The organism is Pseudomonas sp. BF-R-26 (assembly GCF_019947395.1).
GTDB lineage: Bacteria > Pseudomonadota > Gammaproteobacteria > Pseudomonadales > Pseudomonadaceae > Aquipseudomonas > Aquipseudomonas farris.
Map to the genome: position 1 here is coordinate 1 of NZ_JAGYGK010000008.1, position 14622 is coordinate 14622.

The 14622-nt window shown below is 54.5% G+C and carries 17 protein-coding genes and 1 pseudogene; 11 read left to right on the plus strand and 7 right to left on the minus strand.

Annotation, left to right across the window (positions count from 1 at the left end; all coding sequences use genetic code 11):
• From KGB18_RS13055 to KGB18_RS13065, 3 genes and pseudogenes are all read left to right on the plus strand, one after another.
• Positions 1 to 230: hypothetical protein (locus KGB18_RS13055; protein ID WP_223570072.1), on the plus strand; the 230-nt coding region annotated here is incomplete at its 5' end.
• 24 nt (positions 231 to 254) lie between these two features.
• Entirely contained in the window at positions 255 to 710 is a 456-nt protein-coding gene (locus tag KGB18_RS13060; protein WP_223570073.1) for an SMI1/KNR4 family protein, read from the plus strand.
• A 985-nt stretch (positions 711 to 1695) separates the two neighbouring features.
• Positions 1696 to 1782 (plus strand): annotated as a pseudogene (locus KGB18_RS13065) (isochorismate-pyruvate lyase); the annotation flags it as partial.
• Positions 1783 to 1878: 96 nt separating this feature from the next.
• Here the strand turns inward: KGB18_RS13065 and yiaY are convergent.
• Both yiaY and KGB18_RS13075 read right to left on the minus strand, forming a co-directional pair.
• A complete protein-coding gene (gene yiaY, locus KGB18_RS13070) occupies positions 1879 to 3027 on the minus strand; it encodes an L-threonine dehydrogenase (RefSeq protein WP_123722115.1) in 1149 nt (382 codons plus the stop codon).
• Between the two features lie 375 nt (positions 3028 to 3402).
• Positions 3403 to 4359, minus strand: a complete 957-nt coding sequence (locus KGB18_RS13075) for an AraC family transcriptional regulator (RefSeq protein ID WP_223570074.1) — start codon at positions 4357 to 4359, stop codon at positions 3403 to 3405.
• A gap of 199 nt (positions 4360 to 4558) precedes the next feature.
• Between KGB18_RS13075 and KGB18_RS13080 the strand changes: the two genes are divergently transcribed.
• From KGB18_RS13080 to KGB18_RS13090, 3 genes are all read left to right on the plus strand, one after another.
• On the plus strand, positions 4559 to 5512 hold the full coding sequence (locus KGB18_RS13080; protein ID WP_223570075.1) for a diiron oxygenase: 954 nt from the start codon (positions 4559 to 4561) through the stop codon (positions 5510 to 5512).
• A gap of 79 nt (positions 5513 to 5591) precedes the next feature.
• Positions 5592 to 6014 carry an MAPEG family protein gene (locus KGB18_RS13085; protein ID WP_123722112.1) on the plus strand — a complete coding sequence of 141 codons (423 nt, stop codon included), beginning with the start codon at positions 5592 to 5594 and terminating at the stop codon, positions 6012 to 6014.
• Between the two features lie 317 nt (positions 6015 to 6331).
• Positions 6332 to 6838, plus strand: a complete 507-nt coding sequence (locus tag KGB18_RS13090; RefSeq protein WP_223570076.1) for an AAA family ATPase — start codon at positions 6332 to 6334, stop codon at positions 6836 to 6838.
• A 635-nt stretch (positions 6839 to 7473) separates the two neighbouring features.
• Here KGB18_RS13090 and KGB18_RS13100 read toward each other — a convergent pair.
• Both KGB18_RS13100 and KGB18_RS13105 read right to left on the minus strand, forming a co-directional pair.
• The gene (locus KGB18_RS13100; RefSeq protein WP_223570157.1) at positions 7474 to 8133 is read right to left on the minus strand and encodes a LysE family translocator; all 660 of its coding nucleotides are present in this window, start codon (positions 8131 to 8133) and stop codon (positions 7474 to 7476) included.
• Between the two features lie 80 nt (positions 8134 to 8213).
• Positions 8214 to 9125 carry a LysR family transcriptional regulator gene (locus tag KGB18_RS13105; protein WP_201060876.1) on the minus strand — a complete coding sequence of 304 codons (912 nt, stop codon included), beginning with the start codon at positions 9123 to 9125 and terminating at the stop codon, positions 8214 to 8216.
• A gap of 121 nt (positions 9126 to 9246) precedes the next feature.
• Here KGB18_RS13105 and KGB18_RS13110 point away from each other — a divergent pair, with 121 nt between their 5' ends.
• The 5 genes from KGB18_RS13110 to KGB18_RS13130 all read left to right on the plus strand — a co-directional run bounded on the left by KGB18_RS13110 (position 9247) and on the right by KGB18_RS13130 (position 12375).
• Positions 9247 to 9663: an ester cyclase gene (locus tag KGB18_RS13110; protein ID WP_123722108.1), complete on the plus strand. Its 417-nt coding sequence runs from the start codon at positions 9247 to 9249 to the stop codon at positions 9661 to 9663.
• 10 nt (positions 9664 to 9673) lie between these two features.
• Positions 9674 to 10684 (plus strand): SDR family oxidoreductase, encoded by a 1011-nt coding sequence (locus tag KGB18_RS13115; RefSeq protein ID WP_123722107.1) that lies wholly within the window; start codon positions 9674 to 9676, stop codon positions 10682 to 10684.
• Between the two features lie 147 nt (positions 10685 to 10831).
• Positions 10832 to 11374 carry a histidine phosphatase family protein gene (locus KGB18_RS13120; RefSeq protein ID WP_123722106.1) on the plus strand — a complete coding sequence of 181 codons (543 nt, stop codon included), beginning with the start codon at positions 10832 to 10834 and terminating at the stop codon, positions 11372 to 11374.
• Positions 11375 to 11415: 41 nt separating this feature from the next.
• Positions 11416 to 11736: an isochorismate lyase gene (locus KGB18_RS13125; RefSeq protein ID WP_123722105.1), complete on the plus strand. Its 321-nt coding sequence runs from the start codon at positions 11416 to 11418 to the stop codon at positions 11734 to 11736.
• Between the two features lie 126 nt (positions 11737 to 11862).
• Positions 11863 to 12375 (plus strand): GNAT family N-acetyltransferase, encoded by a 513-nt coding sequence (locus KGB18_RS13130; protein WP_223570077.1) that lies wholly within the window; start codon positions 11863 to 11865, stop codon positions 12373 to 12375.
• Between the two features lie 52 nt (positions 12376 to 12427).
• Here the strand turns inward: KGB18_RS13130 and KGB18_RS13135 are convergent, their stop codons facing one another.
• The 3 genes from KGB18_RS13135 to KGB18_RS13145 all read right to left on the minus strand — a co-directional run bounded on the left by KGB18_RS13135 (position 12428) and on the right by KGB18_RS13145 (position 14463).
• On the minus strand, positions 12428 to 13024 hold the full coding sequence (locus KGB18_RS13135; protein ID WP_217857095.1) for a LysE family translocator: 597 nt from the start codon (positions 13022 to 13024) through the stop codon (positions 12428 to 12430).
• 51 nt (positions 13025 to 13075) lie between these two features.
• Positions 13076 to 13912 (minus strand): AraC family transcriptional regulator, encoded by an 837-nt coding sequence (locus tag KGB18_RS13140; RefSeq protein WP_201060882.1) that lies wholly within the window; start codon positions 13910 to 13912, stop codon positions 13076 to 13078.
• 74 nt (positions 13913 to 13986) lie between these two features.
• Positions 13987 to 14463 carry a VOC family protein gene (locus KGB18_RS13145; RefSeq protein ID WP_063343148.1) on the minus strand — a complete coding sequence of 159 codons (477 nt, stop codon included), beginning with the start codon at positions 14461 to 14463 and terminating at the stop codon, positions 13987 to 13989.
• Positions 14464 to 14622: the final 159 nt, after the last annotated feature.

Genomic DNA, 14622 nt, shown 5'->3' on the forward strand with positions numbered 1-14622 from the left:
GCATTGAGGTTCCGTCTCGCGTGGGGGTTGGCGTTTGGGAAATTCTACGCTACGAAACTGGGAATAACGCGCTCCTATTTTTGCGGATTTGGGGAGCAGAAGTAATGTCTGCTTTCGAGCCCAAAAGCGGTCATTCAGAAATGATTGAACATCGCTCTGGATGTTATGCGACAAAAGGTATGCTTAATATGAAAGTATTAGCAATATGCCGCACTGGCAATGTCGCCTGATAATAGCTAAAGGAAGGTTCGCTGATGGAGTGGGATGTTTATTCAGATGTTCATGAACCGTTGCCCGATGATTTGATTGCTGGCATCGAAAAAGTTATCCGTTTCACGCTACCTAAAGATTACGTTGAGTGCGTAAAACACTTTCATGGTGGACAGCCGAAAGACCGAAGCCTGTCTATTGAGGTTGGTGGAAAAACATGGGGTATCGGCTTCGGCATGCTTTTGACTCTTGACCCTTTACACAGCGCTGAGAATATCGTTACAGCTCTATTTTCATTGCGAAATCACCATCAGCTACCAAATTACTATCTTCCTATTGTCGTGGGCGGCGGCGGCGATTACCTGTGTTTTGATTACTCTGAAAACCCTCTATCCCCCAAAGTAGCTTTCTATTTTCATGAGTTAGAAGTGCAAGAGGGAATATTTTATGTGGCCGACTCATTTTCAGACTTGCTTTCTATGTTGAAGGAAGAAACCTAAAAGAATAACCAATGAAAAGATGACTCCTCTGATTCGCACCGAGATCCATTCAGATGATGCAGTATTCGGCTGCTTATAGTCGCTGTGATGAAAGGCAGCAGCCGACCCAAACCAACCGGTTGCGACAGACAGAAAACGGCCAGAAGCGGCCATTTTCGGTCAGTTGCGACAGACTAAACCACCCCTAAATTCATAAAGTCGTTAGTCATCATCAGCCATATGACCATGCGAGGGGTGTATTGCCGCTTACCTCACGTAAATTCCCGAGACGACTCTTCATTAATATGTATGGTTTGAGTGAGGCAGTAGCCACGATTTCTGACTGCGCGAAAGAGATACCTTCCTCCGGCGCTTTTCTTGAACTTTATTTGCAGTCTACTCAAACTCATCTCCAAGCCACGATAGAGGCCAGGCTCTCTCCCGATACTACTAACTAGCTCTGCTCTACTGATTACGCGCTCCTCCTTGAGGAGCATGTTCTTTAAAATTATGTTCTCAATATTTGTTAAATGTATTTGATTGGCGCCGTCGAATAGGATTCGATTATTTATATCGAGCTTCCAGCATTGAGGGTATTGAAGTGATATCTCTGTAAAGTTTGTCATGTTTTTTTGATTGTAGAATTCATGAATGCAACAAAAAACAAATCGTAAAAAATATTACTTTTTTGTCTTCCGCAATGTAGCTTTAGGAGTGCACACGCAAGCTTTATTAGAGCTACTGCACAGCAGGTTATTGATTTATAGTAATATACTTGCAAGCTAGACATTAAGCGCTTACAGCATAATTAGCTTGTTAAAATTCTTAACTATCCAGATTCAAAGCTGATGAATAATTTTTAAAAATACCAAGTATGCCAATAGATAACCAGCTCATATTTTGTAATAGTCTACTGCTGTTTTGGTAACAATGTGCCGTCCAGTGTTGCGCCCGCTGGGCGTCAGGGCTGCGGCGGTTGATCTGACGCAACAAGACCCCTGTCCTCATCAATCAGTTGCAGCCCGCAGAGTGTGCGGACATGGAGGACATCCGACGCGAAATCGATGCACTTGATCAGATCGTTATCAAGCTGTAGGGCAAGCGTTTTCACTACGTGCTGGCTGCAAAAAAGCCCCGCACTTCAACCGAAGGCGGGGCTTTTGAGCTGGCTGGCGTCACTTCACATCGGTTACATCGCGGTATGGAAAATCTGCTCGATCTCGTCCTGATTGGCAGGACGCGGGTTGGTAAAGCCGCAGGCATCCTTCATGGCATTGGCTGCCAGGATCGGGATATCGTCGGCCTTGGCGCCCAGTTCGGCGAGGCCGCTCGGAATACCGACATCCGAAGACAGTTTACGGATGGCGGTGATGGCCGCGGCGGCGCCTTTTTCCGCATCCAGATGCTGGGTGTCGACACCCATTGCGTTGGCGATGTCTTTAAACCGGGCCGGGCATACGCTGGCGTTGAAGCTGGCGACATGGGGCAGCAGGATCGCATTACAGACGCCGTGAGGCAGGTCGTAGAACCCACCCAGTTGGTGCGCCATGGCGTGGACATAGCCCAGCGAAGCATTGTTGAAGGCCATGCCGGCAAGAAATTGCGCGCAGGCCATATTTTCCCGGGCGGTCATGTCGTCACCCTGGGCAACGGCAGTGCGCAGGTTGGCCGAGATCAATTCCACTGCCTTGAGTGCACAGGCATCGGTGATCGGCGTTGCCGCAGTCGACACGTAGGCTTCGATAGCGTGGGTCAGCGCGTCCATGCCGGTGGCGGCGGTCAGGCCTTTGGGCATGCCTGCCATCAGCGAAGGATCGTTGACCGACAACAGTGGGGTGACGTTACGGTCGACGATGGCCATTTTAACGTGCCGGACTTCGTCGGTAATGATGCAGAAACGGGTCATTTCACTCGCCGTGCCGGCGGTGGTATTGATCGCAATCAACGGCATCTGTGGCTTGGCGGATTGATCCACGCCTTCGTAATCACTGATGTGCCCGCCGTTGGTGGCGCACAGGGCAATGCCCTTGGCGCAGTCATGGGGTGAACCGCCGCCCAGGGAAATAATGAAATCACAATCGCTACGGCCAAGCAGTTCGAGGCCTTTCTCGACATTGCTGACCGTCGGATTTGGTTTGGCGCCATCAAACAGGGTGGAGTTGATGTCCTGCTGGGCCAGAAGGCCGGCTACCTTGGCGGCCACGCCGGCTTTGGCCAGGCCTGCATCAGTGACGATCAAGGCTTTACGGAAACCATATTTGCGGATTGCGAGCATCGCTTCGTCGAGACTGCCAATGCCCATCATGTTCACGGATGGAATGAAGAAGGTGCTGCTCATGATAAATCCTCTTTTATTCTGGAAACCCGAAAATCAGGTGAGGTTTTCTACTCATATCGCAGGCTGTGAGGCTCGTCTGTTTGTCATTATTGACAACGTTCAGCGGGAGACGGTGCTGCATCAAGTGTTCAGGCGAACAGTGTTTTAAGATGCAGTGATGAATGGGCCATTGCAGCCGGTATCTTTTGATCGTGGAATTGAGCCTAAACCCATGACGCCAGACTGGAATGGTCCTTTAGCTTTCATTAGCACCTCCTTTAGTACTGGGAGGTAATGCGCCCCGACAAGGCCGGCGCGAGACTGGGTAGATGAATTGGCCGTGATGAGACTTTTGCTGCCAGGCTTGATCAGAGTATCCAGCAGCACCGAACCTTCTCACGCTGATTGTCTACGCCAAGTGCCAGGTGATGTGCCGAACTGGCGCTTGAATGCGCGACTGAACGCGGCTTCGGATTCGTAGCCAACTGCAAAGCCGATTTGCGCCACATTACCGCGACCTTCGCGCAGCTGTTGAGCCGCCACGTGCATACGCCAGAGCGTCAGGTATTGCATCGGTGGCTGTCCGACCAATGCCGTGAATCGCTCCGCGAAAACCGAGCGCGACATGCCCACTTCAAGCGCCAGGGCTTCTGCCGTCCAGCCCTCGGTTGGACGAGCATGGAGCAGCGCCAGTGCGCGCCCGATATGCGGATCTCGCAAACCCGCCAGCCACCCGCGCCGCTCAGCGGGGAGGCTCGCGACATACTGGCTGACGGCTTCGACGAATAGCAATTCGGAGAGCTTGGCGATGACCGTTGTCGAGCCGAGGCGTCCCGCCGCAATCTCGCTGACAGCGAAACGGAATGAGCTTTCAATCCAGGCTCCCGAAGCCGTCGCGCGCAAGTCTAATTTCAATAGGGAAGGCAGCGACGAAAGCAACGGACTGAAGGGTGTTTCAGAGCCGAGGAATCCGCACAGTAGTTGCGTGACCTCGCCGCCCCCGCCGTACTTGATTCGTGAAATAGCGCCGACTTCTGGCGGCTGAATAACTTCGCCCGCCTGCATGGGCGCAATGCTCAGGTCGCTGCCAAAAGAATGAGCGTCATTGTGAGGAAGCAGAACGAGTTCGCCTGCCCGCACGTCAATGGCGGCACCACCGTCGACTTGTAATTGCATATGCCCCGCGGCGACAAAATGCGAAGCAATGATGTGTCGAGGCGCCTCCAGGAACGGTTTGCAATCGTCCGCAGAGATTCTTCCCTTGATGCACCAGGGCGCAGTGAATTCCGACTCGAGGAAGACCCCTCCAGACAGCCGAATCACACGCAACACATCAGAAAACGCATCCAACAATTGCCAGCCCTCCTTTCCGGAGTCCTGAGCATGTAATCAGGCGGACTGGTCATTCATCGCCTGAACTGCGAGGCCTAGATTAGCACCAACTCGGACTCAGTGATCGAGACTATCCCCAGGTGCTTCACCGCTGGTCATGGGCTCCGACGTTAACCGTAATTACCCAATTCCAACTCGACCAGGCAAGCAGGAGATCGATATGAACACCGTTGCTACCATGCCCAGCTCAGATTCGGACAACGCCGACCGTTATGCTCAACTTGTCAGATCATCGAAGAAAGCGGAATGGCAGATCGATCGTGATTTGCTACAGGACCGGAGTTTCGACTTCTCGCGCAAATTCTTGCCCGACGGACTGTCGCGGATCGACCGCCTGACCTTTCTCGCCGCGGACGAGGCGCGCCTGCTCAGTCAGATTCAGGGCCGAACCTATGCGTATATCTTTGGCTTGGTCGAGCGTTTTATCAGCGCCAAAATGCTCGATCAAGGTCGGGCCCATGTCTTTGACGATCAGCTCGCACTCGAAGCTCTGGTGCGCTTTTCTAACGACGAGATCAAGCACCAGGAGCTGTTCCGGCGCATGGAGACGATGATTGGTTCGCAATTGCCAGCGGGATATCGTCAAGTTGCCAATCCAAACGATGTGGCGCGCTCGGTGCTTGCGGCCAGCACCTGGTCGGTGCTCGCGCTGACCTGTCATATCGAGCTGTTTGTTCAGGCGCACTACGTGCAAAGCATCGCCCCGCGCGAGGAGTTGTGCCCGCTATTCAAGGATGTTTTCAAGTTTCACTGGAAGGATGAAAGCCGGCACGTCGTACTCGATGAACTGGAGTGGAAGGCGGAGCACGCGAAACTCTCGCCAGCCGAGCGCGAACAGGCGGTGCACGATCTGATTGCTCTGGTGGCGGCCGTCGATGGAATACTGCAGGCACAATCGGCATCCGATGCCGACTACTTTATTCGCAATGTTTCACGATCATTCAGTGTCGATGAGACAGCGCAAATCAAAGCTTCCGTGCTGAGCGCCTACCGCTGGCAATACATAATCTCGGGGGTGGAGCATCCACACTTTGGCCGGCTGCTTACGCACATGACAACACCCGCACAGATGTCCACGATCCAGGCCGCACTGGCGCCCATCATGAGCAATTGATCGACTGGGGCGGCCGACCGTGCGTCGGCCGCGCGGCTGTGGGATGACGTGCTGAAATGATTTATCGAGGCTGGCAGCCATGACAATACCGATGTGGATGTTGCTTGGATTTGCGACCTGGACTTTGCTGCTGTTGATGGCAACCGTCGGGGTGTATCGCTGGGTCAGAATCTTGTTCTCGAATGTTCCGATTGCCTCTTTCCGATGCGATCAGCTCGAAGGCGAGGATTGGTATCGGCGTGGGATAAGAGCACACGCGAACTGTGTGGAAAATCTGCCTGTCTTTGGCGCCATCGTGTTGGTGATTTCAACCCTTGGTGTCGACGACCCTGCAGTGAGCTACTTGTCCGTAATCGTCCTGATTGCCCGCGTGTGCCAGTCTCTGGTTCATGTATCCCATGTGCAAACCAATACGTTCGTGGCGGTTCGGTTTGCCTTCTTTTTAGTTCAGTTGGTCTGTTTTCTCGCGCTCATTGTTATAGCCGCTTGTTATGGCGTATGAATCTCTTGAATCAAGGGATTCCTGGCTTGGTCCTGCAAATCAACATTGCGTTTAGACGCGCGCTCTGGCGATTCAATGGTTAGATTTCAAAATTACCAGCTTCACTTCACCAGACATAAACATGCTCCATGCTGGTGTTCGGAAATTTGATCGCACATTGCTGTAGGCCACCAGAGTGATGGTCAGGCAGGAAAGCATGATTTCGCCTCCCTTAGCCTTGTAGGAGGGAGATGTGTTCGCCCGTCGCTGGCCGCTATTGCTGCCGCATAACTGGCAACCGCCTAGACTGGGTTAACTCACTAACCGAAGGACATAACATGCTCATTGTCTTCAGCGGCCTTCCGGGTACCGGAAAGACGACTATCGCAGGTGACCTTGCCACCAGAACAAGTGCCGTGTATCTGCGGATCGATACGATTGAGCAGGCTATCCGAAATTCCGGTGCTCTGGCACAAGACGTGGGGCGGAGCGGTTACATGGTCGCTAATGAGCTTGCTCTGAGCAATCTTCGTTTTGGCAGCACGGTCATAGTCGACTGCGTGAACCCAGTAATCGAAAGCCGAAAGGCGTGGAGCGAAATCGCCACACGCTCTGGTGCTCCATTAGTGAATATCCAGGTGGTTTGCTCTGATAAACATGAACACCGGAGACGGGTAGAAACCAGGAAGATTGATATTCCCGGGCTGACGCCACCAACCTGGCAGTCTGTATTGGATCATGAATATGAGGCGTGGGATAACGCCCCGTTTAATATAGACACCGCCCTGACTTCTCCAGCGGAGGCAGTGGCAATGATCACCAAACGATTTTTATCCGGGGAGTAGCGCCCGCTAAAGCCCAACGTAGCAAGGTGTGATCAACCGACGCGCCGCCACCCACTGATGCGGCAGCAGTTGCCTTATCTCACTCGCTCGCTGTGTCGGCAGGCGTGTGGAGCGAATCACCGCCGGACTGAATTGGTGAGCGCTACGTCCCGAATAGGGTCATTCCAAGCGACGGGTGAGAGTAGGAATACTACGATAAGGAAAGCTACCTGGGACAGGTAGAACGGCTCCAGCCACTGTTGCTTCAACGCGACGTAAAAAGTGTTATGGATTACGTCGACCAAAATAATCGCTGCCGTAAGCACGATTCCGGTTCTTGGCTTGATGAATAGTAGCAATGCTGCAAGCGGGTCAAAAAACGTAAGCGCCCCCCAGAAAATACGGCTGCCCAAGTAAGTGCCAGGCCCGTATCCGTAGTCCCAGAACAGTCCATGCGAAACGTCTGCACGGATGTGATTAGCGGTTGCAATCAAAAGGCAGCATGCGAACAAAATTCTGACGGCGAATGACAATTTCGCGGCTATACAGAGCCATGATCTCAGCCCTGAAAGATAAGTCTTAAAGTCGTCAGCTTTCATAATCACCGGGGCTCAGCGAGGCTGAAATCTTAGCCCCGCGACGCCAATATACTGATCCTATTTTTGACTGAGTGCCGCTATCGATACTCCCGAAGCAACGAAGGTGAGTCCTGCCCCTACGTTCAGGCCATTGACCAGTCGTGGCCTCTGACGCAAAAATCGGGACAGTGCAGTGGCAAATACGCCCATAAGTGCGAATCCCACTGCCGTCAGTGCGGCGAACCATATGCCGTACACCAGCATCTGCACGCTCAATGAGCCGCGTTGTGGGTCGACGAATTGCGGGATGAATGCAAGTACGAAAAACCCAGGCTTCGGATTGAGTGCTGCCGAGAGTAATCCCGTGAGGAAAATGCTCGGCAGTGATTGCCGTGTCGCTGGCTGGAAGCTAATCAGGCTACGAGAGCGTAGGACTTTTATGCCAAGCCAAAGTAGATAACCGGCGCCAATGAGCTTGACGACCCAGAAGGCAACTGCAGACGTCTGCATAAGCAAAGTCAGTCCGAGTGATGCGGTTGCCACATGAAAGAGAATTCCCGCCCCGGATGCCATGCCCGATACGATAGCGGCAATCCTGCCCTGACTGAGTCCTCGGCCGACGGCCAGCAGATTGTCCGGGCCTGGTGCGAGTACCAATAGCAAGCACGCGGCAGTATAGGCAAACCAAATATTGATCGGAAACACGGCATTCTCCTTAAGCTTCACCGAGGCATCCATCCTCACGTAGCGCCAGACTGTGCCCGTACCAGGTTGCAATGTCAAAACCACTGAATTTGAGAAGATGTATTTGCCCTTATTCACCCATTTCGGGGCACCTCCCCCAAAGGGTAATCTTCGACACTTTCTATGGAAATGGCTTCAAGCAGCACCTGCTCCAGGATGACAAAAAAACATTTGATGTGAGCCTGTTTCAACGCCTGCGGCCGGGTCACCAGATAGACCTCCATATCTGGAAGCTGGAGATCCGGGAATAGCTCGATCAGGTCCTTCGCCAGAATACGGGGCAGCACTGCCACGCCCATACCTCGCCTTACCGATTCGTGCTGAGCCGCGAACGAGTTCACGCTGATCTGCGTGCGTTCCAGACCCGCGGCCTTTGCCACACACATTTGCGGCAACATATCCAGCGGAGGAAGCAAGGCAATATTGACCGCAGTGGCCGGAGTCACCCCTGGAAACCGCTTCAGATAACTTGCATCGGTGAAGACACCATAAGCGAGCCTGCCTACGCGGCGATAAATCAGCGACGGCTCACCCAGATGAGCTGTGCGTACAGCGATGTCTGCGACGCCGCGGACAATCTTGTGAAAGTCGGCTGTTATCAGCAACTCCACCGAGCATCGCGGGTGCACAGAGGTGAAGCGACTCGCGGCCTCGAGCACGCAAGACGAGAACCCCTCCCCTGCACTGACCACGACAGTGCCAGATAGCTCAGTGTGTAGCTCGGACATGCCCATAACGGTTTGACGCCTCAAGCCCGCTTCCGCAGCCAGGGCAACGTCCACGAGGGATTGGCCTCGCGGGGTCAACCAGCATCCTTCAACTCCCCGCTCGACGAGTGGTTCGCCAAGTGCACTTTCAAGTTGGGTCAGCCGTCGCGACACAGTAGACGCCGCGATCCCCAGCAATTGGCCGGCCTGAAGAAAGCTGCCACGTCGCGAGACTGCCAACAGCAGGCGAAGATCGTCCCAGTTTGCTTGCAAAGCCATGCTTCATATCTTCCCTGATCTGCAAATTTGCAAAGCCATTATGCAGCAGTCGCTGTTTTTCGGCAGAGGCGTCAAAGGTATATCTACAGACCCTCGTAACGAATGGAATGGAACGGACTGTATGACGACTGACCCCAACGACTTTGCGGAGCGCGCCGCCAGTGCCTTCAATCGCCGTGATGTGGAAGCCATGCTTACGCTGGTTTCTGAAGACTTCATCTACTTCGATGGGATGGGGATGCAAACCGGGCGCGAATCCATGCGCCAACGAGAAACCGCATTACTCGAAGCCTTCCCCGATGCCCAGTTGACCTTCAGCCCATTTGCCGTCGATGACGATCGTTTGGCACTGACCGCCTTCCTGACCGGCACCTTCACCGCACCATTAGTGATGCCGGACCGGGTGATTCCACCCCATGGCCGTCACATTGCCGTGTACTACGCCGCACACTTCACCTTCAAAGACGGGCTGGCCATCCGTGAAGAGGCCTTCTTCGACAGTGCGGTGTTGATGTCATTTTTTAGCCGATCAAGCTGAGGGTTGAGCGATGCACAGTGTATTCGTTACTGGCGCGACCGGCTTGTTGGGCAACAACCTGGTGCGTGAACTGGTCGCTCGAGGCTGCGCGGTCAAAGCCCTGGTTCGTTCAAGAGCCAAAGGTGAACAACAGTTCAAGCATTTGCAGGGTGTGGAATTGGTCGTTGGTGACATGGCCGATGTCGACGCGTTCGCAACGTCGCTGCAAGGCTGCGATACGGTGTTTCACACCGCCGCATTCTTTCGCGACAACTACAAGGGTGGCAGTCACTGGAAGGAACTCGAAAAGATTAACGTGGAGGGTACGCGGCGCCTGCTTGCCCAGGCCTACAACGCCGGTATCCGACGTTTCATCCATACGTCTTCCATTGCCGTGCTCGACGGCGCACCCGGCACGTCAATCGATGAAACTTGCCTTCGGGCAGACGCCGATGCGGATGACTACTACCGTAGCAAGATCCTCGCCGACCGTGTCGTCTTGTCGTTCCTGGAACGCCATCCCGAGATGCATGCCTGCATGGTCCTGCCTGGCTGGATGTGGGGCCCTGCCGACATTGGCCCAACCTCCTCCGGACAGTTGGTCAACGATGTCGTGCGCGGAAAATTACCCGGACTGATCCCCGGTAGTTTCTCCGTTGTCGATGCCCGTGATGTGGCATTGGCGCAGATTGCCGCAGCCAGACATGGACGGCGCGGTGAGCGCTATCTCGCGGCGGGCCGGCATATGACCATGCGTGAGCTGGTGCCTGTTCTGGGGCGTATAGCGGGCGTCAAGACACCCGCTCGACAACTACCACTGCCCTTTCTATACACCTTGGCGACGGTGCAGGAGATCTATGCGCGTATTACCGGCAAGCCCATTCTGCTGAGCATGGCCACGTTGCGCCTGTTGGTACGAGAGAAGGACCGCACCTGTTTCAACCACAGCAAGAGTGAACAAGAGCTTGGCCTGAGTTTCCGGGCGCTGGAGCTGACACTCACTGACACTGTGGCGTGGTACCGCGATCACGATTGGTTTTGAAAACCACAGTGCGCCTCTATTGCCGGAAAAACGCTCATCCGTCATGGCCGACGACTGACTTTCGCAGATAAGATTACCGTCAAGTCCCACATTCACCGCATACCAGGACAAGGACGTAAACATACTGTGAGTAGGAAAATAATCCTGATGCGTCACGGCCAGCCAAAATTGGTCGCAACCGACAAGATGTCAGCGCTTGATATGAAAGACTGGATCGAACAATACAACCGGTCCGAAATCACCAACCACCCTGTCCCGGATGCCAGCATGCAGCTCGCCGCAACCGCCACGGTGATTGTCTCAAGCAACGCGCCTCGTGCGCTGACTTCCGTCCAGGCTCTTGGCCTGAAACCCGCCCTCGTCGATGCGCTTTTCTGTGAAGCGCAACTGCCTTATGGTCACTGGAAACGGCCACGGCTATCACCGTTTACCTGGGCATTTATTCTTCGAATCTTATGGTTGTGCGGTTACTCACGCAGAGTCGAATCCGTCGGCACTGCGAAGATGCGCGCCAACACGGCAGCTCAACGACTTCAGTCCCTTGCCAGCGAAGGACCGGTTCTGCTGCTCGGTCATGGCTTTATGAATCGAATGATCGCCAAACAACTGGTGGCAGATGGATGGACGCGGCAGAAACGCAATGGCAGCCAGTATTGGAGTGCGACGGTGTATCAATATGGCGGTGTTTAAGAGGTACCTCACGATCTTTTTCAACAAACGGAGTCACTTACATGGAAGTCATCAATCAGTTGCAGCCCGCAGAGTGTGCAGGCATGGAGGACATCCGACGCGAAATCGATGCCCTTGATCAGGCCGTTATCAAGCTGTTGGGCAAGCGTTTTCATTACGTGCTGGCGGCCTCGAAGTTCAAGACCTCAGCGACTTCGGTGCGTGCACCGGAGCGTTTCAAGGCGATGCTGGCGACACGTCGCGAGTGGGCTGAGGCCGAGGGCCTGAGCCCGGATGCAATCGAGAAGATGTACAGCGATCTGGTGAACCACTTCATTGCCGAAGAGATGAAACACTGGACGGCTCATCAAACCGAAACCTGATTCTGGTGTCCGGGCGGTCCGCTTTGGGTTGTGGATTCAACCGACCGATGCAGGTAAGAATCGGCCGAAAGCGGGCAGTTGTTCCACTGCACAATTACCAAGTGGTTCTACCAAGGAAGCGATCTTATGAAACCCGTCAGAATTCGTACCCTACAAAGTACTGATGCTGAGGCGTTGCTGACATTTGAAATGGACAATCGCGAGTGGTTCGAGCGTTTCATTGACGCGCGCGACGCTGCTTTTTACTCGGTGCAGGGCGTCGCCGAGCACATTGCGGCTTATTTATCTGACTTTGCCGCCGGAACCTGGCACCCATTTGTCATCGAAGATGCTGACGGAAAAATAGTGGGTCGGGCGAACCTGAAAGGCATCGACATCTCCGAGGGGTCGGCTGAAGTCGGCTATCGGATTGCTCAAAGCGCTTGCGGACAGGGACTGGCAACGCTGGCGGTGAGGTATCTGATCCAGGAGGCGCAGTTGCATTGGAATCTTAAACAACTGGTTGCCAACGTATACGCTGCAAATATCGGCTCGGCAAAAGTGCTCAACCGGTGTGGCTTCTTGATCGAACCTATATCTGGGCAAGAAGGGTGGCAAGAAGGGTCAGAGCACGAATATCGGTTTGGCCTTTTGATATAGATGAGTGACAGCAAGCTGTGACTTGCTTCGCCCTGCCCAGGCAATGTTCGACCTACACCAGCACGGTCAACCAGGCCGACACCAGCAGCAAAAAAGCCAGTGCAGTGTTCATGCGTTTGAACGCCTGTGGCGAACCAAAAGCCCGGGCACTACCCACGCCGAGCAACGCCCACAGGGTCATGCACGGCAAAGAGACCAACAGAAACATCAGCGACAACACCACCAGCCGCAGGGTCTTGTCGCCGCCACCGACAAATACGCTGACCACCGCCATCGCCATCATCCAGACCTTGGGGTTGACCAATTGCAGGGTGGCGGCGCCGAACACGCTGAGCCCCTCATCGCGCGGGGTGGTCGGGTCCAGGGACGGCGGCGCGCTTTGAAAGATCTGCCAGGCCAGCCAACTCAACCAAAGCACCCCGGCCCAAGCCATCGCCTGCTGCACACGGGGAAACCGCAGCAGCGTCTCACCCACGCCGAGCCCGACTGCAAACACAATCAGCGCCGCCGCCACGCATGCGCCAAAAATGATCGGCAGCGTGGCACCCAGCCCCCGCCGCGAACTGTGGCTCAACACCAGAATATTGGTCGGCCCCGGGGTAATCGAGGCAACGAACGCAAACAACAGGAAAGGCAGCAACGATTCCATGGCATGGACTCCTTTATAAATTGGGAAACCATGGTCGCGGGTCAGCGGGATTCAGTCTGGAAGGTTTGAGCAGCGCTTGCGGTAATCCGCGGGTGTGAGCTGGTAGGCACGGCGGAACCAGCGCCCCATATGGCTTTGATCGGCGAACCCAAGCGCACTGGCCACCTGCGCCGGCGACTCGCCCCGCGCCAGCAGTTGTCGCGCCTTGGCCAGGCGCAGCTGGATCAAATAAGCATGAGGCGCCAACCCAAAGGCTGCCTTGAAGGCCCGCGTCAGACGAAAGCGATCAACACCACAGGCATGGGCCAGATCATCCAGCCCGATGTCTTCGTAGACATGGGCATGCAAATAGTCTCGCGCAACCTGGGCCACCAACGGCAGGCGCGGATCAAAGGCCTGACGCTTGCGCCAATCAAGGTGGCAAGTGAGCGAACCCAACAAGGTGTCGATGGCGCTCTGGCGCACAATGCGCAAGTCGCCCTCATGGAGCGCGTGGAAGGCTTGAAAAATGGCAGTGGCCAGGCGCGGATCCTGGCTCAGGGTGTCGGCAAAACCCGGCTGACTGTTGGCCGGCGCGTGCTCGAACAACGCGTGCAACTCCCGCTCCAGCCAGTGCGGATCGAGGTAGAGCATCGAATAGGTAAACCCCTCCTCGGTCGGCGCATGCCCATCGTGGATTTCCCCCGGCTCCAGCATGAATACCTTGCCCGGCGTACTGAGGTGGCGAACGCGCCGGCAATTGAACTGCTGCACCCCCTGCTCAGTGACCCCGACCAGAAAACTGTCATGCCAATGCGGATCGTAGGCATGCCCCTGAAAATGGGCACGAATCGATTCAATCCCGGTATCGGCGTCCTGGGACAGCTCAATCCAGTTGCGTCTATCCACGGAAGGCTCCCTAGGTCATGGCTCAGCGTTGATCTGTGCGGATGACTAAATTACCGCGCAATGGAAAAGGACGTTTAGAAGATTTGTGCAGGTTCCTCGGCAAATGCATCCTTGATAAATGCCTCCAGCTCTTTCTCTTCAAGCAGCTCAATAGAAAAATGCCCAAAGCGTTTCGGTAACCAGATGATGCGTGTCCCACTGGGCGATTGCAGATTATCGCGAGACAGTGGTTTTCCGTTCTCATTTTCCGGCTGGACTCCTGCATCGATCAATTCGTCGTACGCGGCCTCAATGTCTGGTGTGGAATAGCAGTGACGGTAGATCGTGCCTTCGCCGTTGGAGTCCATTAGCGCCTTGAGATTTCCGGTAAACGGTTGCACTAACATAAGGCGCTCCGTTCCAAACATGACGATCGCATAGCGCACATGCAAGCCATCGCGCTGCCAATCAAGTGTCTTGGAAATCCTGGCACTGAAGACTCGGGCGTAATACCTGCACGCTTCCTCGAGGTCTTCGACGAGGACATCCACATGGCTGAACTTTAATTCCAATTGCCTCACCTTTTTCAGACATACGATTGGTTTGCTGTCAGTCCGGGTATTCTGATTCGCTAGTCCACAGTCGATTGCAGGCCCTCGTGACAGGCAGCTATCGGCCAGAAATCCGATGGACGCCTTACTGGCAAAACAATAGCATTCGACATGAATGCT